19 protein-coding genes and 1 pseudogene are annotated in these 22,081 nt (G+C 68.5%); 5 read left to right on the top strand and 15 right to left on the bottom strand.

Features of this window, described 5'->3' with window-relative positions; translation table 11 throughout:
- Positions 1–146: 146 nt before the first annotated feature.
- On the top strand, positions 147–761 hold the full coding sequence (gene hpf / locus ON29_RS22490) for a ribosome hibernation-promoting factor, HPF/YfiA family (RefSeq protein WP_245549068.1): 615 nt from the start codon (positions 147–149) through the stop codon (positions 759–761).
- 63 nt (positions 762–824) lie between these two features.
- Here hpf and ON29_RS22485 read toward each other — a convergent pair whose 3' ends face one another.
- The 4 genes from ON29_RS22485 to ON29_RS22470 are packed head-to-tail and all read right to left on the bottom strand — an operon-like array spanning position 825 to position 3,616.
- Positions 825–1,901, bottom strand: coding sequence for an MAB_1171c family putative transporter (locus tag ON29_RS22485; protein WP_040869207.1), 1,077 nt, complete (start codon positions 1,899–1,901; stop codon positions 825–827).
- On the bottom strand, positions 1,898–2,422 hold the full coding sequence (locus ON29_RS22480) for a hypothetical protein (RefSeq protein WP_040869205.1): 525 nt from the start codon (positions 2,420–2,422) through the stop codon (positions 1,898–1,900). Before ON29_RS22480 ends, ON29_RS22485 begins: the two co-directional genes overlap by 4 nt.
- A 47-nt stretch (positions 2,423–2,469) precedes the next feature.
- Entirely contained in the window at positions 2,470–2,904 is a 435-nt protein-coding gene (locus ON29_RS22475) for a hypothetical protein (RefSeq protein ID WP_051175476.1), read from the bottom strand.
- A 10-nt stretch (positions 2,905–2,914) separates the two neighbouring features.
- The gene (locus ON29_RS22470; protein ID WP_051175475.1) at positions 2,915–3,616 is read right to left on the bottom strand and encodes a helix-turn-helix domain-containing protein; all 702 of its coding nucleotides are present in this window, start codon (positions 3,614–3,616) and stop codon (positions 2,915–2,917) included.
- 310 nt (positions 3,617–3,926) lie between these two features.
- Here ON29_RS22470 and ON29_RS22465 point away from each other — a divergent pair, with 310 nt between their 5' ends.
- A complete protein-coding gene (locus ON29_RS22465; RefSeq protein ID WP_040869204.1) occupies positions 3,927–5,219 on the top strand; it encodes an acetyl-CoA C-acyltransferase in 1,293 nt (430 codons plus the stop codon).
- An 80-nt stretch (positions 5,220–5,299) separates the two neighbouring features.
- On the opposite strand, the gene ON29_RS36060 is transcribed toward ON29_RS22465, so the two are convergent.
- From ON29_RS36060 to ON29_RS22435, 7 genes are all read right to left on the bottom strand, one after another.
- Positions 5,300–5,467, bottom strand: a complete 168-nt coding sequence (locus tag ON29_RS36060; protein WP_157172863.1) for a hypothetical protein — start codon at positions 5,465–5,467, stop codon at positions 5,300–5,302.
- Between the two features lie 145 nt (positions 5,468–5,612).
- A complete protein-coding gene (gene bluB, locus ON29_RS22460; protein ID WP_040869228.1) occupies positions 5,613–6,233 on the bottom strand; it encodes a 5,6-dimethylbenzimidazole synthase in 621 nt (206 codons plus the stop codon).
- A 128-nt stretch (positions 6,234–6,361) separates the two neighbouring features.
- Complete coding sequence (locus tag ON29_RS22455) at positions 6,362–7,618, bottom strand: fatty acid desaturase family protein (protein WP_040869202.1); 1,257 nt, start codon at positions 7,616–7,618, stop codon at positions 6,362–6,364.
- Between the two features lie 99 nt (positions 7,619–7,717).
- Positions 7,718–9,151 (bottom strand): fatty acid desaturase family protein, encoded by a 1,434-nt coding sequence (locus tag ON29_RS22450; RefSeq protein ID WP_040869200.1) that lies wholly within the window; start codon positions 9,149–9,151, stop codon positions 7,718–7,720.
- Positions 9,152–9,196: 45 nt separating this feature from the next.
- A complete protein-coding gene (locus ON29_RS22445) occupies positions 9,197–10,354 on the bottom strand; it encodes a ferredoxin reductase (protein WP_051175474.1) in 1,158 nt (385 codons plus the stop codon).
- A gap of 125 nt (positions 10,355–10,479) precedes the next feature.
- Positions 10,480–11,028, bottom strand: a complete 549-nt coding sequence (locus ON29_RS22440) for a DUF6912 family protein (protein WP_040869226.1) — start codon at positions 11,026–11,028, stop codon at positions 10,480–10,482.
- Between the two features lie 10 nt (positions 11,029–11,038).
- Complete coding sequence (locus tag ON29_RS22435) at positions 11,039–12,460, bottom strand: WS/DGAT/MGAT family O-acyltransferase (protein WP_085994932.1); 1,422 nt, start codon at positions 12,458–12,460, stop codon at positions 11,039–11,041.
- A 588-nt stretch (positions 12,461–13,048) separates the two neighbouring features.
- Between ON29_RS22435 and secA the strand changes: the two genes are divergently transcribed.
- On the top strand, positions 13,049–15,913 hold the full coding sequence (secA, locus tag ON29_RS22430; protein WP_040869194.1) for a preprotein translocase subunit SecA: 2,865 nt from the start codon (positions 13,049–13,051) through the stop codon (positions 15,911–15,913).
- Positions 15,914–15,994: 81 nt separating this feature from the next.
- Positions 15,995–16,246, top strand: a pseudogene (locus tag ON29_RS34970) (nuclear transport factor 2 family protein); the annotation flags it as partial.
- A gap of 19 nt (positions 16,247–16,265) precedes the next feature.
- Here the strand turns inward: ON29_RS34970 and rsgA are convergent.
- The 3 genes from rsgA to ON29_RS22415 all read right to left on the bottom strand — a co-directional run bounded on the left by rsgA (position 16,266) and on the right by ON29_RS22415 (position 20,426).
- On the bottom strand, positions 16,266–17,315 hold the full coding sequence (gene rsgA / locus ON29_RS22425; RefSeq protein WP_373283903.1) for a ribosome small subunit-dependent GTPase A: 1,050 nt from the start codon (positions 17,313–17,315) through the stop codon (positions 16,266–16,268).
- Entirely contained in the window at positions 17,264–18,613 is a 1,350-nt protein-coding gene (gene aroA, locus ON29_RS22420; RefSeq protein ID WP_051175473.1) for a 3-phosphoshikimate 1-carboxyvinyltransferase, read from the bottom strand. Before aroA ends, rsgA begins: the two co-directional genes overlap by 52 nt.
- 304 nt (positions 18,614–18,917) lie before the next feature.
- The gene (locus ON29_RS22415) at positions 18,918–20,426 is read right to left on the bottom strand and encodes an aldehyde dehydrogenase family protein (protein WP_040869190.1); all 1,509 of its coding nucleotides are present in this window, start codon (positions 20,424–20,426) and stop codon (positions 18,918–18,920) included.
- A gap of 166 nt (positions 20,427–20,592) precedes the next feature.
- Between ON29_RS22415 and ON29_RS22410 the strand changes: the two genes are divergently transcribed.
- Positions 20,593–21,381, top strand: a complete 789-nt coding sequence (locus tag ON29_RS22410) for an SOS response-associated peptidase (protein WP_083864003.1) — start codon at positions 20,593–20,595, stop codon at positions 21,379–21,381.
- Between the two features lie 357 nt (positions 21,382–21,738).
- Here ON29_RS22410 and ON29_RS22405 read toward each other — a convergent pair whose 3' ends face one another.
- Positions 21,739–22,020 (bottom strand): hypothetical protein, encoded by a 282-nt coding sequence (locus tag ON29_RS22405; protein WP_157172862.1) that lies wholly within the window; start codon positions 22,018–22,020, stop codon positions 21,739–21,741.
- Positions 22,021–22,081: the final 61 nt, after the last annotated feature.

The raw sequence follows: 22,081 nt of genomic DNA, 5'->3' as shown, positions 1-22,081 counted from the left end.
GGTGCGGCCAGATCCGGGAGGTACGCGTGACGACTTCTTCACGACCTTCAGTGAAAGATCCCGCTCCTTCGGTGCTGGACTCCGGCACCCAGGAAGCAGCACCCGAGCAACCCGCAGCGGAACAACCACGTGCGCCACGCGGCGACATCGTGGTGAAGGGCCGCAACGTCGAGGTGCCCGACCATTTTCGTATTTACGTCGCGGAAAAACTCTCCCGATTAGAACGCTTCGATCCATCGATCTTCCTCTTCGACGTGGAGCTGTTCCACGAGCGCAACCGGCGTCAGCGCAAGAACTGTCAGCGCGTCGAAATCACCGCGCGCGGAAAGGGTCCCGTCGTGCGGGCCGAGGCCTGCGCGGACAGCTTCTACGCCGCCTTCGAGTCGGTGACCGCGAAGCTGGAGAGCCGGCTGCGCCGCACCAAGGATCGGCGCCGGGTGCACTACGGCGACAAGACGCCGCTGTCGGTTGCCCAGGCCACCGCCGATCTGGTGGATGACTCCCTCTTCGAGCGGCTCACCGAGTCCGATGCCGCGCACACCCACCTCGAGCAAGGGCACGAGCAGGATTACGAGGCCGGTCCCGGCCACATCGTGCGCACGAAGGTGCACTCGGCGACCCCGATGTCCGTCGACGACGCCCTCTACCAGATGGAACTCGTCGGTCACGATTTCTTCTTGTTCTACGACAAGGAGAGCGACCGGCCCTCGGTGGTCTACCGTCGCCATGCCTTCGACTACGGCCTGATCCGCCTGGCCTGACGGCACCGAACCATCCGTCCCATTTCTCCGGGCATTCAGCTCACGAGCTGGATGCCCGGAGAATCATGTCGAGACGCCTCTCGCACCCCGCGGCCAGTCGCGGGCCATCGCGAGTAGCAGCCGCAGATCCGAGTCGATGTCGCCCACCGGCGGCCCGGCGGGATGGTCCGGCCGCCGCGTACGCACCGCCGCGCCGCTCGATTTCGCGGCGATGGCGCGCTGGATCTGTGCCACGTAGTCGGTGCCGGCGGCGTCCTCGGGCAGATAGTGCCGCAGGTGCATCAGGGCGTCGCGGATCTCGACCGTCATGCGGATCAGCCGCGCGTCGGATTCGGCCGCGGGCAGGTCCGGCTCGAGCACGACCTCCGGTACCGCCGCGGTCAGATCGCGCCACAGCGGACGCAGGCGTCGGCAGTATCGTCCGGCGCGGTCCCAGCCCGTGTGTGCCCGCAGCCAGGCGACCAGCGGAACGGCCAGGAGCGCCGCGCCGAGCGCCGAGACGGCGAAAGTCGGTGCGGCCCAGCGCACCAGAGCTGGGTCGGCCGTCGCGCCGGGCCCGGCGAGCTGTACCGCGGAGACGACCAGGCCTGCGGACCCGACGACCAGTGTGGCCAGCAGGGTGACGTAGACGATCCGCTCCGCGGCGGCCGATTCGTCCGAGCGCAGTTCGCGCACCGCCGCGCGCCAGCACAGCCGGCCGGCGGCCAGCAGCGGAAACCACAGGATCGCCCACACCACCAGCGCCTGCCAGTCCGGCGATTGCCCCACCAGCCGTCCCTCCTGGCGTGCCGCGGTCCCCACCACCAGGATGATCGCCGCTCCGGCCAGTCCGGCGAGGTCGTAGACCCGCTGCCGGGTGAACGCGGACGCGGGTTCCGCGCCGGACCACAGCCGGGCCGCCCCGTACAGTCCGACGACCTCCATCAACAGCGTGCCCATCGAAAGCTGGTGCAGCAGGCTGCCGATCGCCGGTGCGATGCCGCGTTCGAGCAGGACCAACGTGGCAGTGCCCCACAGCATGGCCCGGTTGAGGAGGCGATCGACGATGGCGTGGTGCAGCACGAGACGACGCCCGAGCACGACCACCGCGACGAACACGATCAGCGGAATCGCGATCGGCGCCGGGATCGGCGAGGTCACCGCCGCCGGTCGCGGAAGAACGTGCGGTGCAGCAGCGAATCGCGGCTCGGCGGACGCATGGCGTGCAGCATCACCATGTCGGCGAAGGTCTCCGCGTCTCGTTCGCGCCGGGTGCCGTAGTCGGTGCGGCCGAGCACGTGGGCGATCGACTCGGGCGAGATCGAGGGCAACAGATCGGCGACCGCGGCCACGGACGGTGCGCTCGTGGGCGCCTCACCGGATTCGGATTGCTCCGGGCCGTGCCCGAGCAGCATGTGCCCGAGCTCGTGCACGATGATGTGCTCGGCGTGCCACTCGGTGGTGTCGGCCCCGTAGGCGATGACATCGCTGTCCTGCTTGGCGATCCACAGGCCGCTGCCCGTGCCGCATCCGGTCCCCGCGAGCAGCGCGGTATCGATCGGCAACAGGCTGATGCTGCGGCCCCGGTACGCCGCGACATCATCGAGGTAGGTCTGCAAATCCCAGGGGTGGGGTATCGGGAGGTCCCGGGTCAAGCTCCGGAACCGGGCCTGGATGGCCATGCGATCGGTCTCCTACAAAAGCTCGGTGGCCCATGTAGGGAAGCATGCTACCGACTCGGCGGCATCGACCCTGCCGTGCTCTGGATGATCTTGGCGAGCATGCCCCGATCTATGTTGGAACCGCGCAGCGCGATGCTGGCGACGTTGGCGTCGCGCATGGTGGCAAGCAACTCGAGTTCCCGGTCGATCGCGGCGGCGGCGGGGCCACGGGTGAGCAGATAGTCGGCGGCCACACCGAAGCTGCGCGCCACCGCGGCGAGGATCTCGGGATCGACCGCGCCCGCGTCCTCGTCGTCGAACTCGCCTTCGCGCAGGCGCGTCAGGAGGCCGGGCGGCACCCGGCGACCGAGAAAATCGCCTGCCTGCTCGGCGACGGATTCGACGCCGCGTTCCGGTGCGTCGCGCGGATGCACGACGGCGAACAGCCGATTGATCTTGTGACTCAGCGCGAGTGCCGCGCGGTCGGGCCCGTTGTCGGTCATGGCTGCCTCGTCACTCACCGTTTCGAACCGTTGTCGTCGCCATGTTGGCCGCCAGCCAGCGTGCGCGGAATCGGGCTTCGGTCGCCGCATCGATATCCTCCGATCGACCGGCCAGCCAGCGGCGGTACCGGCGTTCCTGTAGCTCGCCGGAGTCGCTGGCCTCCGCGGGGATCGCGAGCAGGTGCGCGAAGGCCATCTCCACCAGCGGATGCACCTGCCTGCCCGGTCCGCCGTTGCGTTCGAGCATGGCGGTCGCGTACCGCGCGGACAGCTTGGAGACCACCCGGTTGAGTTCCGCGATCGCCGCGACCACCTGCGGGTCGGTGGTGCGACCGTTCTCGACGGCGTCGGTGAGCCTGCCCGAAGCCGCGAGAAGACCGGTGAGATCGGAGATTTCGAAGCGGATCGCGTCCGGGCCCGCCACCACCGATTCGCCTGCGCCGCGCGGAGCGTTCGCGGGTTCGTCGGCGGCGGGAACGCCGCCCGCGTAGGTGCGGGCGGCGCTGCCGGGCAACCATCGCAGCGGGGCGTCGAGCTTGTTCAGCGTCTGCATGCTGATGGTCGCCTCGCCGTCCTCGATCTTCCGGATGGTCGGCGCCGAAGGTCCCCCGAGGTCGCCGATCTGTAGCTGGGTGAGGCCGAGCTCGTCCCGGCGTTCTCTGATGATTCGCCCGAATCTCTTCTGCCGCGACAGCTCCGAAGGGCTATGCATAGTGCGTTCATGGTAAGCCGCTAGGAGGTCTTAGGCAAATCAATAGAAACTATTTGGAAAATCGGTCGAAAGTTTGTTACGGTTCTTTGCGTCGGAAGGTCCCGGGGAGGGCCTGCGGCGGTTCCGGGACGGGCAGGGGCGTTCGCCGGGACGGGCGTCTCCGGTCTGCCGCTCAACGGCGCGCGGCGGACCGGTTCAGCGGCGGCGGAGGGGAGTGCCGCTACGTCGGGTTCACCGTCGGCGAAGGGGGTCGACGGTGAACTTACTTTAGAGTAAGTTTGGTGGACCGAGGCTTTCGAAAGGAAATCGCATGGCCACCAAAGCTGCTCGCCGTGCCGTGATCGTGTCCGGTGCGCGCACGCCGTTCCTGCGCGCGTTCACCGGATACACGCGGATGGATTCCATCGCGCTGGCCGACGCCGCGGTACGGGGACTGCTGGAGCGAACCGGGCTGCCCGGCGCGCAAGTGGAGGCGATCGTGTGGGGCGGTGTCATCCTGCCCGGCGCGGCGCCGAACATCGCCCGGGAGATCGCGCTGGACCTGCGGCTGGACCCGGGCTGCGAGGGCTACACGGTGACCAGGGCCTGCGCCTCCGGCTTGCAGGCGGTCACCTCGGCCGCGGCCGCGATCGAGCGGGGCGAGTACGACATCATGATCGCGGGCGGCAGCGATTCCACCTCGAACGCCGAGGTCAAGTTGCCGCAGAAGGTCGTGCACGCGGCGGCGCCGCTGGCGCTGGGCAAGCCGAAGCCGAAGGACTACCTGTCCGCGGTCGCGCGCCTCGCGCCGTTCACCGATCTGCTCCCGAGCCGGCCCAGGATCGCCGAGCGCACCACCGGTGAGGTGATGGGCGAATCGGCCGAGAAGATGGCTCGCATCCACGGCGTGAGCCGCGCGGACCAGGACGAGTTCGCCGCCCGCTCGCACCATCGCGCGGCGGCCGCCATCGAGTCCGGCCGGTTCGACGACGAAGTGCTGCGGGTGCGCACTCCCGAAGACGTGGAGATCCTGCGCGACGGCTTGGTGCGCGGCGACACCAGCATCGCGAAACTGGCCACTCTGAAGCCGGTTTTCGCCGCGGACGGCAGCGTGACCGCGGGCAACGCCAGCCCGCTCACCGACGGGGCCGCCGCGGTGCTGTTGATGAGCGAGGAGAAGGCGCACGCCCTCGGGTATCGGCCGCTGGCTGCGTTCCGGTCGTGGAGCTACGTGAGCGTCGATCCGGCCGATCAGGTGCTGATCGGTCCGGCCATCTCGATGCCTCGGGCGCTGGAGAAGGCCGGGATGTCGCTGGGCGACGCCGATCTCGTCGATATCCACGAGGCCTTCGCCGCCCAGACCTTGGCGGTGCTGACCGCGCTGGCCAGCGACGAGTGGGCCAAGACCCGGCTGGATCGCGACACCGCCGTCGGTGAGGTGGACATCGACAAGCTGAACGTGCACGGTGGCTCGATCTCGCTCGGCCACCCGTTCGGGGCCACCGGGGCGCGCATGGTGACCACCATGGCCAACGAGCTGGCCCGCACGGGGAAGAACACAGCACTGCTGGGGATTTGCGCCGCGGGCGGCATCGGCGCGTCGGCGGTGCTCGAACGCGTTTGACGCGAGCGGCGTGGGCGCACCCGCAGGCCATGGTCCCGCGCCGGGCGGCGGTCGCCTCGGCTACCGCCGCCCCGGAGCCCTCACTTGCCCGTGGCGCCCCGCCGCTTGCGTCCCTCGTCCGCGAGGATCCGCAGACAGGTCTGGTGCTTGGTCTCGCCGGGGATGCCTTCCCGACGCAGGCGCAACGTCGCCTGTGCCAGATCGATGCCCAGCTCGCTCGACAGCCGAACAGCATCGACATTGGCCATGTGCAAAAACCTCCTGGAACCGACGAACTCCCGTGAAGAACACTGCGTCAGAGGCAGTTTCGCCCTTGTCGTACCCAGTGGGCATCCGATTGAACCATGAACGATCCCCACATTTGCGTAACGATGCGCGATCGGGACGGGGAGATCAGCCGCGATAGGTTTCGCGGTGCACCGCCTCGGTGAGCGGTCTGCCCGCGCGCCAGCCGAAGCGCTCGAGATCGGGGACGCGCTGGAATTCGTGCACCGGCCCGACGCACAGCCAGGCGACCGTGCGGACGCCCTCCGGAAGGCCGATCAGGTCGGACAGGAAGCCGGGATCGTAGAACGACACCCACCCGACGCCGACGCCTTCGGCGGTGGCCGCCAGCCAGAGATTCTGGATGGCGAGAACCGCGGAGTAGATACCGGCTTCGGGCACCGTGGCCCGCCCGAGCACCTGCGGTCCGCCGCGATCGTGGTCGTAGCAGACCACCACTCCGGTACCGCTCTCCAGAATGCCCTCGATCTTGATCGGCTCGAAGGTAGCGGCACGCTCGGGCGGCAGCGCGTCCCGGAACTCGGTGCGCTTGCGCGCCACATGGTCGGCGAACTTGCGCAGCGTCGCCGGATCGCGGACCACGACGAAATCCCAGGGCTGCGAATTCCCCACGCTGGGCGCCCGGTGCGCGGCGTCCAGCAGCCGCCACAGCGTCGCCTCGTCCACGACCTCGCCGGTGAACTCCGCGCGCACGTCGCGGCGCCGCCGGATGGCCTCGTAGACGCTCAGAACCTCAGGATGCACCGTCTGAGTCAATCAAATCCGGCGAACTCGCCGCACACGGCCCGGCCGAGCGGCCCGTAACGCCCAGTCGGCTCGGATTCCGAGACCGAGCCGACGTCACCGCAAGAGTGGAATCAGCGCGCCGCGGGCGAGCCGCGCCGGGCGAGCCGCCGCCGACCCTGGGCGAGCGCGGTGCGCAGACCACGGCGCCGGCCGGTCACCGGATCGATGGTGGCCGTGGCGCTGCCCCCGAACCTGCGTTCCGAGGCGGTCTCCGGCGCGTCGTCGGTGGTGGCCCGCAGGTACTTGTTCGGCAGCGACAGCTTGAGGATGGTGCGCCACGCCTTGAAGTACTGCACCGGCAGCGAGCCGGTGGTGTAGGGCAGGTCGTACTTGTCGGCCAGCTCGCGCACCCGCACGGCGATGTCGGCGTACCGGTTGCTCGGCAGGTCGGGGAACAGGTGGTGCTCGATCTGGTGGCTCAGGTTGCCGGTCATGAAGTGCATGACCGGGCCGCCGGAGATGTTGGCGCTGCCGAGCATCTGGCGCAGGTACCACTGGCCGTGTGTCTCGCCATCGATGTCGGCCTTGGTGAACTTCTCCGCCCCGTCGGGGAAGTGCCCGCAGAAGATGACCGCGTTGGACCAGACGTTGCGGATCGCGTTGGCCGCCAGGTTGGCCGTCAGTGTGGAGAAGAACGCCGGGCCGGTGAGGGCGGGGAAGATGACGTAATCCTTGAGGACCTGTTTGCCCATCTTGGTGAGCGCCTCGCTGCGCTTGCGCTCGAACTCGGCCCGCTCGGGGGAGCCCGGCTTGTATCGGCCCGCCACCAGCTTGCCCAGCTCCATGTGCTGGATGGCGACGCCGTACTCGAAGAACAGCTGCAACACCAGGTTGTAGATCGGGTTGCCCAGGTTGAACGGCTTCCAGCGCTGGTCGCGCGTCACCCGCAGCAGGCCGTAGCCGATGTCGTCGTCCATGCCGAGCACGTTGGTGTACTTGTGGTGCAGGTAGTTGTGGGTGTGCTTCCAGTGCTTGGCGGCACCGGTGTTGTCCCATTCCCACGAGCTGGAGTGGATCTCCGGATCGTTCATCCAGTCCCACTGCCCGTGCATGACGTTGTGCCCGATCTCCATGTTCTCGATGATCTTGGCGGTGCCGAGCAGGGCGACGCCGGCCAGCCAGGCCGGGCGCACCGGGCTGGCGAACAGCACCGCCCGGCCGCCGATCTCGAGGGCTCGCTGCAACCTGATGACATTGCGGATGTACTTCGCGTCGCGCTCGCCGCGCGAGGCTTCGATTTCCCGCCGGATCGCGTCGAATTCCGCGCCGAGTGCTTCCACGTCGGCCTCGGTGAGGTGCGCGTATTCCTTGACATCCGAGATCGCCATACGGGTTACTTTACCGTAAGTTACGAAAGCGTAGGTTGCGAGGTGCGCCGCGTGGGTGTGTCAATCACCCTATTGCGGTCGTGGTTGCCGGCTGGTAGGTTAGCGCGCCCTTCGGAGGAAGCGAAACCGCCTGTCCCGCATGGCTTTTTCACGCAGCGCCGCTTGTTCGTGCCGGGCCCGCTCCTGAAACGCGACCTTGGCGTCCCGCAGTACCTGACCCTCGTGCTCGGCCTTCTCCTTCAGCGCCGCCTTGGCCTCGCGCAGCATCTCCTTCTCCTGTCGCGCCTTCTCCTTCAGCACGACCTTCGCCTCGTGCAATGCCGAACGCAGGCCGCGGCGCTTGCCGGTCTCCGGATCGATGCGCAGCCAGTGCGTGGACTCCGTGCCGAGCGACGGCAGCGTGATACCGGCGAACTTGCGTTCCGACGAGGTCTCGGGAGCGTTGTCGGCGGTCGCCTTGAGGAACCGGTCCGGCAGCGCCAGCTTGTGGATGGTGCGGAAGGCGAGCAGATACTGCTTGCCCAGCGACCCGGTGGTGTAGGGCAGGTCGTACTTGTCGCACAACTCGCGCACCCGCACCGCGATCTCCGGGTATCGGTTGCTCGGCAGATCGGGGAACAGGTGGTGCTCGATCTGGTAGCACAGGTTGCCGCTCATGAACGCCATGGCGGGCCCGGCCTTGAAGTTCGCGCTGCCGAGCATCTGGCGCAGGTACCACTCGCCGCTGGTCTCGTTCTCCAGCTGCTCGATGGTGAACTTCTCCGCGCCGTCGGGGAAGTGACCGCAGAAGATCACCGCGTACGCCCAGAGGTTGCGCACCAGGTTCGCCGTCGCGTTCGCTTTCAGCGTCTGCTTGAACGCCCGTCCGGTGAGCGCGGGATAGAACAGGAAGTCCTTGGCCACCTGACGGGAGATCTTGCGTCCGAACTCCAGGTTCGGCTCCGACATCAGGCGGCGCGGTGCGCCCGACAACTCCTTCTCGATGTCCCAGTCGTGCAGCGCGATGCCCCACTCGAAGGTCGCGGCCAGCAGCAGGTTCGCCAGCGGCTGCACCAGGTGGATCGGCCGCCACGGCTCGTCGCGGGTCATCCGCAGGATGCCGAAGCCGAGGTCCTCGTCCTTGCCCAGCACATTGGTATAGGTGTGGTGGGAGTAGTTGTGCGCGCGGCGCCACTGCGCGGAGGGGCCGGTCATGTCCCACTCCCACGAGGTGGAGTGGATCTCCGGGTCGTTCATCCAGTCCCATTGCCCGTGGCTGACGTTGTGCCCGAGTTCCATGTTCTCGATGATCTTGGCGACCGACAGCAGCGCGGTGCCGGTCAGCCAGGCCCACCGGTTGCGGCTGCCGAACAGCACGGCGCGAGCCGCGACTTCGAGACCGCGCTGCGCCGCGATCGCGCGCCTGATGTACTTCGCGTCACGCTCGCCACGGGACAACTCCACCGAACGCCGGATGGAATCCAGTTCCTGTCCCAGTGTCTCGATATCGGCGGCTGTCAGGTGGGCGAATGTTTTGATGTCGGTGATGGCCACCGGCGTCCTTTCCCTACTCGATACACCTCGAGGGTACCCGGACGACTACACGTCCAGGGTGCAGTCGCCCGCCGCTACCGAGATACAGGTCTGCACCTTGTCGCCTTCCCGGCGCTCCTCACCGTTGCGCAGGTCGCGCGTGTGGCCGGAACTCAACGTGACCACGCAGGTCTGGCAGATGCCCATCCGGCAGCCGAACGGCATCTGCACGCCGGCGGACTCACCGGCCTCGAGCAGGCTGGTCGCGCCGTCGGCCTCGACGGTGCGGCCGGTCTTGCCGAAGGTGACCGTGCCGCCCGCGCCGACCGACGAGCGCTCGATCTCGAAGCGCTCGACGTGCAGCCGGTCCGACAGGCCCGCCTCGCGCCAGTGATCCTCGATCTCGTCGAGCATCCCGACCGGGCCGCACGCCCAGGTGTGGCGTTCGCGCCAATCGGGGAACTCGGAGTCGAGGTCGGCGAGTGCGAACTTGCCCTTCTCGGCGGTGAGATGCAGACGGGTGTCGAAGCTCGGGTTGCGCTCGTGCAGCGCACGCAGCTCCGCACCGAACATCACGTCGTCGGCGGTCCGGGCCGAGTGCATGTGTGCCACGTCGGTGAACAGCTCGCGCCGGTCCATCGCACGCAGCATGGACATCACCGGGGTGATGCCGCTGCCCGCGGTGAGGAACAGCACCTTCTCCGGCGGCGGGTACGGCAACACGAATCCGCCCTGCGGGGCCGCGAGCCGGACGACGGTGCCGACCGGCACGCCACTGACCAGATGGCTGGACAGGAAGCCCTCCGGCATCGCCTTCACGGCGATGGAGATCAACCGCTTACCGGCGTGACCCGGCACCGACCAATCCGGCGGACAGGTCAGCGAATACGAACGCCAGTGCCAGCGTCCGTCGACCAAGAGGCCGATGCCGATGTATTGGCCGGGCAGATATTTGAAGTCGAAGCCCCATCCGGGCTGGATCACCAGCGTCGCGGAGTCGGCGGTTTCCTTGCGCACCTCTACGATGCGCCCGCGCAGTTCGCGCGCCGACCACAGCGGGTTGGCCAGGTGCAGGTAGTCGTCGGGCAGCAACGGCGTGGTCACCCGCGCCACGGCGCCGCGCAGCACGTTCAGTTTGCCGCCACGCTCGGCGACGCTCGCGGCGGGCGCCTCCAGCCAGGCGCGGACGCTTCGCACGGAGAAGCTCCCAATTTTCGAACCCATCGCTGCCGTTGATCTCCCTGTCGTCCGGATGCGCAGGCCGCCGTCTCGCCGATCGGATGCCTCGCCAGCAAGGTTACGGCATCGTAGGTTGTCGCGGTGTGTGAGCCCGCGTACGCGGCCGCGAGTCAGAGCAGTTCGAGCAGGAACGGCAGCTCCTGAGCGGCGTACCAGGCCAATTGATGGTCCTCGGCGTCCCCGAGGACGAACTCCGCGTCGGTGTCGCCGAGATCGGCCGCGTCCACCACGTCGACGGCCTTGGCCACCTGCGGTTCGGCGTCGGCCAGATCGACGTGCACCGAGGCGATCTGCTGGTAGCCGATCGGACCGGCCAGCCGGACCACCGCGTCGTCGAGGTCGGGCCGCAGTTTCGCGCCGGTCACGTCGGCGGCGATCACCGCGCGCCGGTAGACGGGACTGCCGCCCGCGACCGGCGCGGCCTCGTCGTCGGACTCCTCCGACGATCCGATCGCCTCGCGTTCGGCGGCGAGCAGCCGCAGCGAGGCGCGGGCGGCCTCGTTGATGGCGACTTCGCCGAGTTCCTCGTCGTCGCCGGAGGCGTAGGCCTCGCGCAGCGCGGGCGTCACCGCGAACGCGGTCCCGCCGACGGCGGACAGTTCCCGGTTGTCGACCAGCTCGCGCAGCATCGGCACCGTAGCCGGGATGTAGACCCGCAGCTTGTTCTGATCAGACGCAGGCACCGAGCATCTCCTCCATGGAATCGCGCACCGCCGTGGCGAGCACGCCGATGTCGGCCATCGCGTCGCGGTCGGCGTTGAGACCGTAGAACACCCGTCCGTCGTAGGACGTGATCCCGATGCTCGATGCCTGATTGCGAAGCAGTGGCGACACCGGGTACATCTCCAGCATCCGCGCACCGCCGATGTACATCGGCGCCTGCGGACCCGGCGCGTTGGTGATCACCAGATTGAACGTGTGTTCTGCGAACGTACTCGCCGCGCGCACGCTCATCGCATGCAGGCTGGCCGGAGCGAAACCGGCCAAGTGCACGAGGGTGCGCGCGCGGACGCCACGCCGCTGACGTCCGTTCAGTTCGGTCGCGTGCGCGATGTGCGACAGCCGCATCACCGGATTCGGTTCGCCGACCGGCAGGTCGATCAGGAACGACGACACCTCGCTCGCCGTCTGCGCCTGGTCGCCGTCGGCTCCCTCGACGTACACCGACATCGGCACCACCGCCCGCAGCGCGGTCGACTCGGTGAGCGCTTCCCCGCGCGAGAGCAGCCAATTGCGCAGCGCTCCGGTGACCACGGCGAGGATCGCGTCGTTGATCGAGCAACCGAAACGCTCGCGGATGGTGCGGTAATCCGCCAGGTCGGTGCGCACCACGTCGAAGCGCCGGTTGCGCGAGGTACGGGCGTTCAGCGGGCTGGCGGGCGCGCCGGTCGCCGCGGTGCGCACCGCGGCGACCACCGACTCGACCGCCTTGCCCGCCGTCCCGAGCACCGCGAACGCACCCGCGCTCGCGTCGCGGGCCACTTCCAGCGCCTTACGCGGCTGCGCGGCGAGATCGGCCAGCGCGCCCACCAGCAGCTCCACATCGCCGGGTTCGCGCGGCGCGATCCAATCGTCACCGGCCAGTTCACGGGGCGCGGGCCCCGCGTCGAGGATCACGTGACCGATCTCCAGCGCGGTGTCCCCGTCCACCAGGGCGGAATGCGTCTTGGTGAAGATCGCGCAGCGGCCGTCGGACAGCCGTTCGATCAGGTACATCTCCCAGAGCGGCCGGGCCGGATCCAACGGGTGGGAGGTGAGCCGGGCGACCAGGTCGTGCAGTTGCTCGTCGGTGCCGGGACCGGGGAGCGCCGAGCGCCGGATGTGGTAGGTGATGTCGAACCGGCTGTCCTCGACCCAGACCGGCCGCCCGAGCGACAGCGGGATCTCGCGCACCTTGCGCCGATACCTCGGCACCAGCGGAAGCCTGCTCTCGACCAGGTCGACCAGCCGGTCGTAGTCCAGAACCGCCCGGCCCGCGCCGTCGCCGGGTTCGGTGTTCCGCAGGATCGCGAGAGAGCCGATATGGATCGGATTGCTACTCGACTCGAGCCGGTAGAAGGCCGTGTCCTGCGGCGTCAGTCTCGTGATCACGCTGCCCGGTACTCCTTTTCCCGATGCCGTCCCCCGCTTCATTGTGCTGCCGCAGCGACCGTTACCCCGGCCGTTGCGGCATTTCCGATGAATCTCGTACACCCTATTCCCGCACCCGTGGATTCGGTGGCACGCCGCCCACTCGCCCTCGGTGCCTCGATCCGATCACAGTCCGCACCGGGTCGCACGGTAGAAACCGCCTACCGGTTGTCGCACATGTGACGACGAAGTCGCGAACGCTGCCGTTCACCTGCTCCACCGTGACGCGCACACCGAGATCGCATGAGAACCACATCACCCGCCCACATCGGCCCAACCACCGGTTTCGAGCGAAGCGAGACCTAGCATGGTCTGTTCGCGGCCCGGCTCGCGTCCGAGCGGCCGCCGCGTCCGCGACGAAGTCGCCAGCGGCGGTCGCTCGGACGCGAGCCATGAAGGGGCCGCGAACACGCAGCGCCGCAGGCGCTGCATATTAGACAGAGCATTACCATGAAGCATGCAGCGGATTCCGCGCAACCGCGTGGGCCCGCACCGGCCCGGGGGCCGACGACACGATTTGACACACCGACCAGAGGACTGACGAGACCCGTGCCTGCGCTGACACTGACGAGGTTGCTACGGATTGGTGAGGGTCGCATGGTCAAGCGGCTCGCGCATTTCGCCGACCAGGTCCTCGCCCTCGAACCGGATTACGAAGACCTCAGCGACGCGGAGCTACGGGCCAAAACGGACGAGTTCCGCGAGCGCTACGCCGAGATGGCCGAGGAAGGCGAGACCGATCCGCTCGGCCAGCTGATGGCCGAGGCGTTCGCGGTCGCGCGCGAGGCGTCCTGGCGGGTGCTCAACCAGAAGCACTACAAGGTGCAGATCATGGGCGGCGCCGCGCTGCACACGGGGAATATCGCCGAGATGAAGACCGGTGAGGGCAAGACCCTCACCTCGGTGCTGCCCGCCTATCTCAACGCGATCAGCGGTGACGGTGTGCACGTCGTCACCACCAACGACTACCTGGCCAAGCGCGACTCCGAGTGGATGGGCCGCGTGCACCGCTTCCTGGGCCTCGAGGTGGGCGTGATCCTGTCCGGCATGAGCCCGGCGCAGCGGCGGGTGGCCTACGGCGCCGACATCACCTACGGCACGAACAACGAGTTCGGCTTCGACTACCTGCGCGACAACATGACGCACTCGCTGGACGATCTGGTGCAGCGCGGGCACAACTTCGCCATCGTCGACGAGGTCGACTCCATCCTCATCGACGAGGCGCGAACCCCGCTGATCATCTCCGGCCCGGCCGACGCCTCCTCGAAGTGGTACGCCGAGTTCGCGCGCATCGCGCCGCTGCTGAAGAAGGATCTGCACTACGAGGTCGACATCAAGAAGCGCACGATCGGCGTGCACGAGGCGGGCGTCGAGTTCGTCGAGGACCAGCTCGGCATCGACAACCTCTACGAGGCCGCCAACTCGCCGCTGGTGAGCTACCTGAACAACGCCATCAAGGCCAAGGAGCTCTACACCCGCGACAAGGACTACATCGTCCGCGACGGCGAGGTGATCATCGTCGACGAGTTCACCGGCCGCATCCTGGTCGGGCGCCGCTACAACGAGGGCATGCACCAGGCGATCGAGGCCAAGGAAGGGGTGGAGATCCAGCCGGAGAACCAGACCCTGGCCACGATCACGCTGCAGAACTACTTCCGCCTCTACGACAAGCTCTCCGGCATGACCGGTACGGCCGAGACCGAGGCCGCCGAGCTGCACCAGATCTACAACCTCGGCGTGGTCCCCATCCCGACCAACAAGCCGATGATCCGCGCCGACCAGTCCGACCTGATCTACAAGACGGAGGAGGCCAAGTTCTCCGCCGTGGTCGACGACGTCACCGAGCGGCACGAGAACGGCCAGCCGGTGCTGATCGGCACCACCAGTGTCGAGCGCTCGGAGTACCTGTCCAAGCAGTTCACCAAGCGCGGCATCCCGCACAACGTGCTGAACGCGAAGTTCCACGAGAAGGAAGCCGAGATCATCGCCGAGGCAGGCAGGCCGGGCGCGGTGACCGTCGCGACGAACATGGCAGGCCGTGGTACCGACATCGTGCTCGGCGGCAACCCGGACATCATCGCCGACATCCTGCTGCGCAAGCAGGGCTTCGACCCGGTCGAGACGCCGGAGGAGTACGAGCGCGCCTGGCTGCCCACCCTCGACCAGGTGAAGGCACAAACCGCCGAGGACGCCGACGCGGTGCGCGACGCGGGCGGCCTGTACGTGCTCGGCACCGAGCGGCACGAGTCGCGCCGCATCGACAACCAGCTGCGCGGCCGCTCCGGTCGTCAGGGCGACCCGGGCGAGTCCCGCTTCTACCTGTCGCTGGGTGACGAACTGATGCGCCGGTTCAACGGCGCCGCGCTGGAAGCGATCATGACGCGGCTGAACCTGCCCGACGACGTGCCGATCGAGGCGAAGATGGTGTCCAAGGCCATCAAGAGCGCGCAGACGCAGGTCGAGCAGCAGAACTTCGAGATCCGCAAGAACGTCCTCAAGTACGACGAGGTGATGAACCAGCAGCGCACCATCATCTACGGCGAACGCAACCGGATCCTGCGCGGCGAGGACATGGAGGGCCAGGTCCAGAGCATGATCACCGACGTGATCACCGCCTACGTGGACGGCGCCACCGCCGACGGCTACGTCGAGGACTGGGATCTGGACAAGCTGTGGACGGCGCTGAAGACGCTGTACCCGGTGAGCCTGGACTACCGGGACCTGACCGGCGAGACCGAGGTCGGCGAGGCGGGCGAGCTGACCCGCGAGGAACTGCTCGAAGCGCTGCTGGACGACGCGCACGACGCGTACGAGCGCCGCGAAGCCGAGATCGACGGCCTGGCCGGCGAGGGCAGCATGCGCAATCTGGAACGGCAGGTGCTGCTGTCGGTGCTGGACCGCAAGTGGCGCGAGCACCTCTACGAGATGGATTACCTCAAGGAGGGCATCGGGCTGCGCGCGATGGCGCAGCGCGACCCGCTGGTGGAGTACCAGCGCGAGGGCTTCGACATGTTCACCGCGATGCTCGACGGTCTCAAGGAGGAGTCGGTCGGCTTCCTGTTCAACCTGCAGGTCGAGGTGCAGCAGCCGCAGCCGGAAGGCGTCGCCGTCGGCCCGGGCCTGCGTTCGCCGGTCGGAGCCCCGCCCGCCCCCCAGGCCTTGCCCACCGAGGAGGCTCGGGTCGCCAACGGGCACGCCGCGCCCGCGGCCCTGCGCGCCAGGGGTATCGATGAGACCGCCCAGCGCGGTTTCAGCTACTCCGGCCCCGACGAGGGCGGCCGGGCCGCGGTGCACAGCGACGCCGAGGAATACGGCGCGGACGGTTCCCCGCAGCCCACCCGCCGCGAGCGCCGCGAGGCGGCTCGTGCCGACGCGAAGGGCCGTCGCGGCCCGAAGTCTCGCCGCCGCCACTGAACCGCTGAAAAACGAAGGCGCCCGAGGTCTCCTCGGGCGCCTTCGTCGTGTCGTGGAATTCGCACGGCGTATCTTCCTGGCGTGGACCGCGCAGCTGTCGAAGCATGGATCGCCGGATACGAGCGAGCCTGGCGGTCGACGGGCACGGAACAACTCGCCGACCTGTTCGCCGCGGACGCCGGATACCTCGTCTCGCCGTGGGCGCGGCCGCTGACCGGTCTCGATGCGCTCGCCGACTTCTGGGAAGGCGGCCGGGACGGACCCGACGAGCAGTTCGCCCTGCAATCGAGCATCGTCGCGGTGGACGGGGACACCGCGGTGGTCCGGACAGCCGGACGGGCACTGACCCCGCTTACCAGGGATCGTTGGAGGTCAGGGCGACGAGCAGGAGGCGGATGGCGGCCACCCGGCGTTCCTTACCGGGAAGCTGGTCCAGCGCGCATTCGGGGTCGGCGGGCGGGCCGAGATGGGTGCAGCCGCGCGGGCAGTCCTCGATGGCTCCGGCGAGATCGGTGAAAGCGGCGATCACGTCGTCCGGGGTGATGTGGGCCAGGCCGAACGATCGCACCCCGGGTGTGTCGATGACCCAGCCGCCATCCGGCAACGGGAGCGCGACCGACTGGGTGGAGGTGTGCTTGCCCTTGCCCACTCCCGACACCACGCCCACGGCCCGCTCCGCATCCGGCACAAGGCGATTGACCAGCGTGGATTTGCCGACGCCGGAATGGCCGATCAGTGCGGTGAGGTGGTCGGTGAGCAGTTCCAGGACCGGCTCGAGCGGATCATCGATGCCGCCGTAGACGATGGTGAGATCGAGATCGTCGAAGGCGGCGGCGAATTCGGAATCGGCGGCCAGATCGTGCTTGGTCAGGCACAGAACCGGTTGCAGCCCACCGGCGTACGCGGCGACCATCGCCCGTTCCACGAAGCCGGTGCGCGGGGGCGGGTCGGCGAGCGCGACCACGATGAACAGCCGCTCCGCGTTGCCGACCACGAGTCGCTCGAAAGGATCGGTGTCGTCGGCGGTGCGGCGCAACACCGTTCGCCGGTCGGCGACCCGGACGATGCGGGCGAGGCTGTCCGGTCGCCCGGACAGATCGCCGACCACGTCCACCTGGTCGCCGACCACGATCGGGGTGCGACCCAGTTCCCGGGCCCGCATCGCGACGATGCGGCGCTCCGGATCACCTCCGAGGACACACCCCCAGCGCCCCCGGTCGACCGAGACCACCATGGCCGGCTCGGCGTCGTTGTGCTGCGGCCGGGTCTTGGTGCGGGGACGGGAACTCCGCCCCGGACGAACCCGGACATCGGATTCGTCGTAGCTGGCCGCGGAGCGCCGTCCCCCGCTCAGTGCGCCGCTCCTTCGTCGGATGGCGTGGGTTCGAGCATGCGCTCCCAGAGGGCGACGAAGTTCGGCAGCGTCTTGGCCGTGGTGCCGATGTCCTCGATCTCGATGCCGGGCACCCGGAGGCCGAGAATGGCTCCCGCCGTGGCCATCCGGTGATCGGCGTAGGAGTGCCACTTGCCGCCGTGCAGGTCGGCGGGCACGATCTCCAGCCCGTCCTCGGTCTCGGTCACCTTGCCGCCGAGGCGGTTGATCTCGGTGGAAAGCGCTGCCAGGCGGTCGGTTTCGTGCCCGCGCAGATGGGAGATCCCGCGCAGCACGGACGGGGAATCGGCCAGCGCCGCCAGCGCGGCGACGGTGGGCGTCAGCTCGCCCACATCGTGCAGGTCGATGTCGATGCCCGCCAGCCGGTCCGGGCCGTGCACGGTGAGCACGCCGTCGAAGATCCGCGCTTCGGCGCCCATCCGCACCAGGATCTCGCGGATCACGTCACCCGGCTGGGTGGTCAGCCGCGGCCAGTGCGGGATGCTGACCGTGCCACCCGTGACCGCGGCCGCGGCCAGGAACGGGGTGGCGTTGGACAGGTCCGGCTCGACCTCCCAGTCCACCGCGCGGATCGGTCCCGGCTCCACGGTCCAGGTCTGCGCTTTGAAGCTGTCCGCGGGCGCCTGCACCCGCACGTCGGCGCGGCGCAGCATCTCCACCGTCATCTCGATGTGCGGCATCGACGGCAGCGGCTTGCCGTCGTGGTGCACCACCAGGCCTTCGTCGAAGCGCGCGGCCGACAGCAGCAGGCCGGAGACGAACTGCGACGACCCGGACGCGTCGATCGTCACGGTGCCGCCGCGCAGCGCGCCCTTGCCGTGCACCGTGAACGGCAGCGTGTCGCCGTCGACGTCGGCGCCGAGCGCGCGCAGCGCGTCCAGGATGGTGCGCAGCGGACGGATCCTGGCCTGTTCGTCACCGTCGAACGCGACATCGCCCGACGCCAGCGCCGCGACCGGCGGCAGGAAGCGCATCACCGTGCCCGCGAGCCCGCAGTCGACCGTGCCGCCCCCCAGCGGCGCCGGGGTCACGGTCACCGTGTCGCCCGGACCCTCGATGCCAGCGCCGAGCACGCGCAGCGCGGTGATCATCAGGTCGGTGTCACGGCTGCGCAGCGCGCCGGTGATCGTGGACGGGCCGTCGGCCAGGGCGGCCAGAATGAGCGCCCGGTTGGTGATCGATTTCGAACCGGGCAGGGTCACGGTCGCGTGTACGGGGACCTCGACATGGGGCGCTGGCCAGAAGTTCACTCGTCCATCATCACACGGTGTCGAATGGCAGCGCCTTCGGCGCCGCGAACGGCGCATGCTCGGTCTCGCTTCGCTCGAAACCCGGAGTTGGGGTGCGCTGGGCGCGTAGGGACGCGAGCTTTGGGCATTGTGCACGCGGTTCGTTGTGGTCGGCGGTTGTCCCGTCGACCGGTGATCAGTCGACCAGCGCACCGAGCGCGATCGCCCGCAACACCCAAGCATTCATGCGCACCACGCTAACTCCGCGTCGCGCTCTACAAAACAGAACCGGTATCAATTCCGGGGCCGCGGCCATCTCCACGCGCAGCGCGGGGCCGGGTACTCGACGACGTCGAATACCCGGCCCCGGCCGTTCGGATTCCTACTTGTGCCGCCCGTGCAGGAACGGGACGAGCTTGCGCAGCAGCTTCATCGTGGAGTCGGTGCGGCTGTAGCTCAGCAGCGCCATGCCGGGAACGGTGAAGCGCTGCACCGCGATCGAGTGCGGGCGGGTGAACTCGCGCAGACCCGGCTCGCCATGGATGCGGCCGATGCCGGAATCGCCGACGCCGCCGAAGGGCAGGCCGGGGATGGCGGCGAAGGCGAGCACGGAGTTCACCGAGGTGGCGCCGACGCGCAGCCTGCGCGCGATGTTCAGGCCGTTCTTCTTCGAGTAGACCGCCGAGGACAGGCCGTACTTGGAGTTGTTGGCCAGTTCGACCGCCTCGTCCACGCCGTCGACGGTGCGGATGGTGATGGTCGGGCCGAAGGTCTCCTCGGCCACCGCCTCGGAGTTCTCGTCCACGTCGACCAGCACGACCGGTTCGATGAACGGCGCCTTGACCGACTCGGGCCCGCCGAGCACCGCGGTACCGCCGTTCTTCAACGCGTCCTCGATGTGGCGGCGCACGATGTCGATCTGGCTCGGCATGGTCATCGGGCCGTAGGCGGCCTTGTCGTCCGAGCCGGGCTTGATGTCGGTGAGGATGCGCTTGACCTCCGCGACGAACTCCTCGCGCACCGAGCGGTCGACGTAGACCCGCTCGACGCCCGCGCAGGTCTGGCCGCTGTTGGCGGTGGCGCCCCAGGCGACCGCGTCCGCCGCGGCCTTGATGTCGGCGTCGGCGGCGACGATCACCGCGTCCTTGCCGCCGCACTCCAGCAGCACCGGGGTGAGCCGCTCCGCGGCGGCGGCCATGATCCGCTTGCCGGTGGCGGTGGAGCCGGTGAACGCGATCTTGTCGACCTCCGAGCGGACCAGTGCCGCGCCCGTCTCGCCGTAACCGTTGATCGTGATGAAGACGCCCTCGGGCAGTTCGGGGTTGGCCGCGGCGAAAGCGTCGGCGAGGAAGTTACCGATGCCGGTGGAGTATTCGCTCGGCTTGAACACGACGGTGTTACCCGCGGCGAGCGCGTAGGCGATGGAACCGTTCGGCGTGTAGACCGGGTAGTTCCACGGGCCGATCACGCCGACCACACCGAGCGGGCGCTGTTCGAGCCGGGCGCTGAAGTTCGACATCAGCGCGCCGGGGGAGACCTTCTTGGGTCCGAGCACCTTCTTCGCGTTCTTGGCCGCCCAGGCGATGTGCTCGAGCGCGAGCATCAGTTCCAGGAAGGCGTCGTCGAGCGGCTTGCCGTTCTCGGCGTGGATCAACTCGCAGAATTTCTCCGAGTCCTGCACCAGCTTGCTCGACCAGCGCAGCAGGTGCGTGCGCCGTTCGTCGAAACTCAGCGCGCCCCAGGTGGCCGCCGCTGCCCGAGCCTTGGCGACCGCAGCGGCCACCGCGGCGTCGTCGGCGATGACGTGCGTGCCGATCACCTCGCCTGTCGCCGGATTGACCGACGTCAGTGCCGTGTCGTGATCGGCCGGTTTGGTGTCGGTGGATGTCACAGTGGTTCTCCTCTTGCCGTCTCCGGTGGACGGTCGATGCGCGTGTCCGAGCGGACGGGCAGCCCGTCCTTCCGATGAGAGAATGCTATGCCACAACTCTCAACAGGTCACCAGCTATGCGTCAATTGTCCCCGACTCTGTCGGTGGCGAGTGGGACTATCGGGATATGTGCGGACGATATGCGACCACGACCAACCCCGGCAGGCTCGCGGTCGAGTTGGATGCGATCGACGAGACCGACTCCGCGGACCAGAGCTCTTTCACCAACTACAACGTCGCTCCGACCACCCAGGTTCTCACCGTGGTCGAGCGGCACGAGCAGGGCGGCGAGGACGACGACCCGAAGCGGCGGATCCGGCGGATGCGCTGGGGATTGATCCCGGTGTGGACCAAGGCCGCCGAGCCCGGTGTCCCGGTGAAGGGCAAGCCGCTGTTCAACGCCCGCGCGGACAAGGCCGCCACCACGCCCTCGTTCCGCGACGCCGTGAAGTACCGGCGTTGCCTGGTACCGATGGACGGCTGGTACGAGTGGGTCGTGGAGCCGAATGGCGAGAAGGGCGCGAAGGGGAAAGTCGCCAAGCATCCGTACTACATGGCCCACGCGGACGGTTCGCGCCTCTACATGGCCGGTCTGTGGTCGGTTTGGCGCGACCGGTCCCAGCCGGAGAGCCGGCCCCTGCTGTCGTGCACCATCCTGACCACCGACGCGGTCGGCGACCTGACCCGTATCCACGACCGGATGCCGCTGCCCATGCCGCAGCAGCACTGGGACGCGTGGCTGGATCCGGACCACCCGGCGCCCGCGAGCCTGCTCGAGACGCCGTCGGAGGAAGCGGTCGCCGATATCGTGGCCCGCCCGGTGCCCGCGCTGGTCAACAGCGTGCGCAACAACGGACCGGAACTGCTTGCCCGGGTGGAGGATCAGAAGGACGCCGAGCAGATCAGCCTGTTGTGATCGTTCGCTGTCGCACCGTTGTAGCCGCGTCGGCCGGGGGCCGCCGCTCCGGACCACGACATCGAGCGTGTTCCCTCCGCGTACGCTCGGCCGCCACACCACCGCGTAGCTGAGTCGGTGACTTCCACGAGCCAGTCCACCGATACTCCGCGAACCGAGGGTGCCGGTGTGACCGCCTTGCGCGACCACACCGGCCCAACTACCGGTTCCGAGCGAAGCGAGACCTAGCATGTGCCGTTCGCGGCCCGGCTCGTGTCCGAGCGGCCGCCGCGTCCGCGACGAAGTCGCCAGCGGTGGTCGCTCGGACACGAGCCATAAGGGGGCCGCGAACACGCCGCGACGAAGTCGCGGCCAGAATTACAGCGAGCACTTCACGCTCGGTGAGGCGATATTTAGCCCGCATTTGATGATTCCAGCGGCCAGGTCGATCAGCTTGGTGGTGACGTTCCCGCTGAGTTTCTCGGCCTTTCCGGCCTTGTCATCACTCTTCGATCCCTGACCGTCGAAGTCGAACACGGAATCGCTGACCTGCGTGACCGGCGAGGTGCCCGGCGAGGCGGCGGCCTCGGGCGCTAGGAGCGTTACCGGACCGAGAGCCAAGACGAGCGCTCCGGACAACGCGACGATCACGGCGCGCACACGCTGGTGCGTAGACATTCGCATCACATCCTCACGAGTCGGGTCGATCTGGCCAGTTCAG

Origin of the sequence: Nocardia exalbida NBRC 100660 (assembly GCF_000308575.1) — a bacterium.
Classification (GTDB): domain Bacteria; phylum Actinomycetota; class Actinomycetes; order Mycobacteriales; family Mycobacteriaceae; genus Nocardia; species Nocardia exalbida.
The sequence above is the reverse complement of the archived record's forward strand: the minus strand, read 5'-3'. Positions and strand labels throughout refer to the sequence as shown.

Excerpts from the sequence above, each read along its gene's own strand:
- ON29_RS22455 (WP_040869202.1), bottom strand. The coding sequence starts at position 7,618 with ATGGCGATCTCGGATGTCAAGGAATACGCGCACCTCACCGAGGCCGAC.
- ON29_RS36060 (WP_157172863.1), bottom strand. The coding sequence starts at position 5,467 with ATGGCCAATGTCGATGCTGTTCGGCTGTCGAGCGAGCTGGGCATCGAT.
- ON29_RS22480 (WP_040869205.1), bottom strand. The coding sequence starts at position 2,422 with ATGGCCATCCAGGCCCGGTTCCGGAGCTTGACCCGGGACCTCCCGATA.
- ON29_RS22465 (WP_040869204.1), top strand. The coding sequence starts at position 3,927 with ATGGCCACCAAAGCTGCTCGCCGTGCCGTGATCGTGTCCGGTGCGCGC.
- ON29_RS22475 (WP_051175476.1), bottom strand. The coding sequence starts at position 2,904 with ATGACCGACAACGGGCCCGACCGCGCGGCACTCGCGCTGAGTCACAAG.
- aroA (WP_051175473.1), bottom strand. The coding sequence starts at position 18,613 with ATGCGCCGTTCGCGGCGCCGAAGGCGCTGCCATTCGACACCGTGTGAT.
- ON29_RS22470 (WP_051175475.1), bottom strand. The coding sequence starts at position 3,616 with ATGCATAGCCCTTCGGAGCTGTCGCGGCAGAAGAGATTCGGGCGAATC.
- ON29_RS22445 (WP_051175474.1), bottom strand. The coding sequence starts at position 10,354 with ATGGGTTCGAAAATTGGGAGCTTCTCCGTGCGAAGCGTCCGCGCCTGG.
- ON29_RS22410 (WP_083864003.1), top strand. The coding sequence starts at position 20,593 with ATGTGCGGACGATATGCGACCACGACCAACCCCGGCAGGCTCGCGGTC.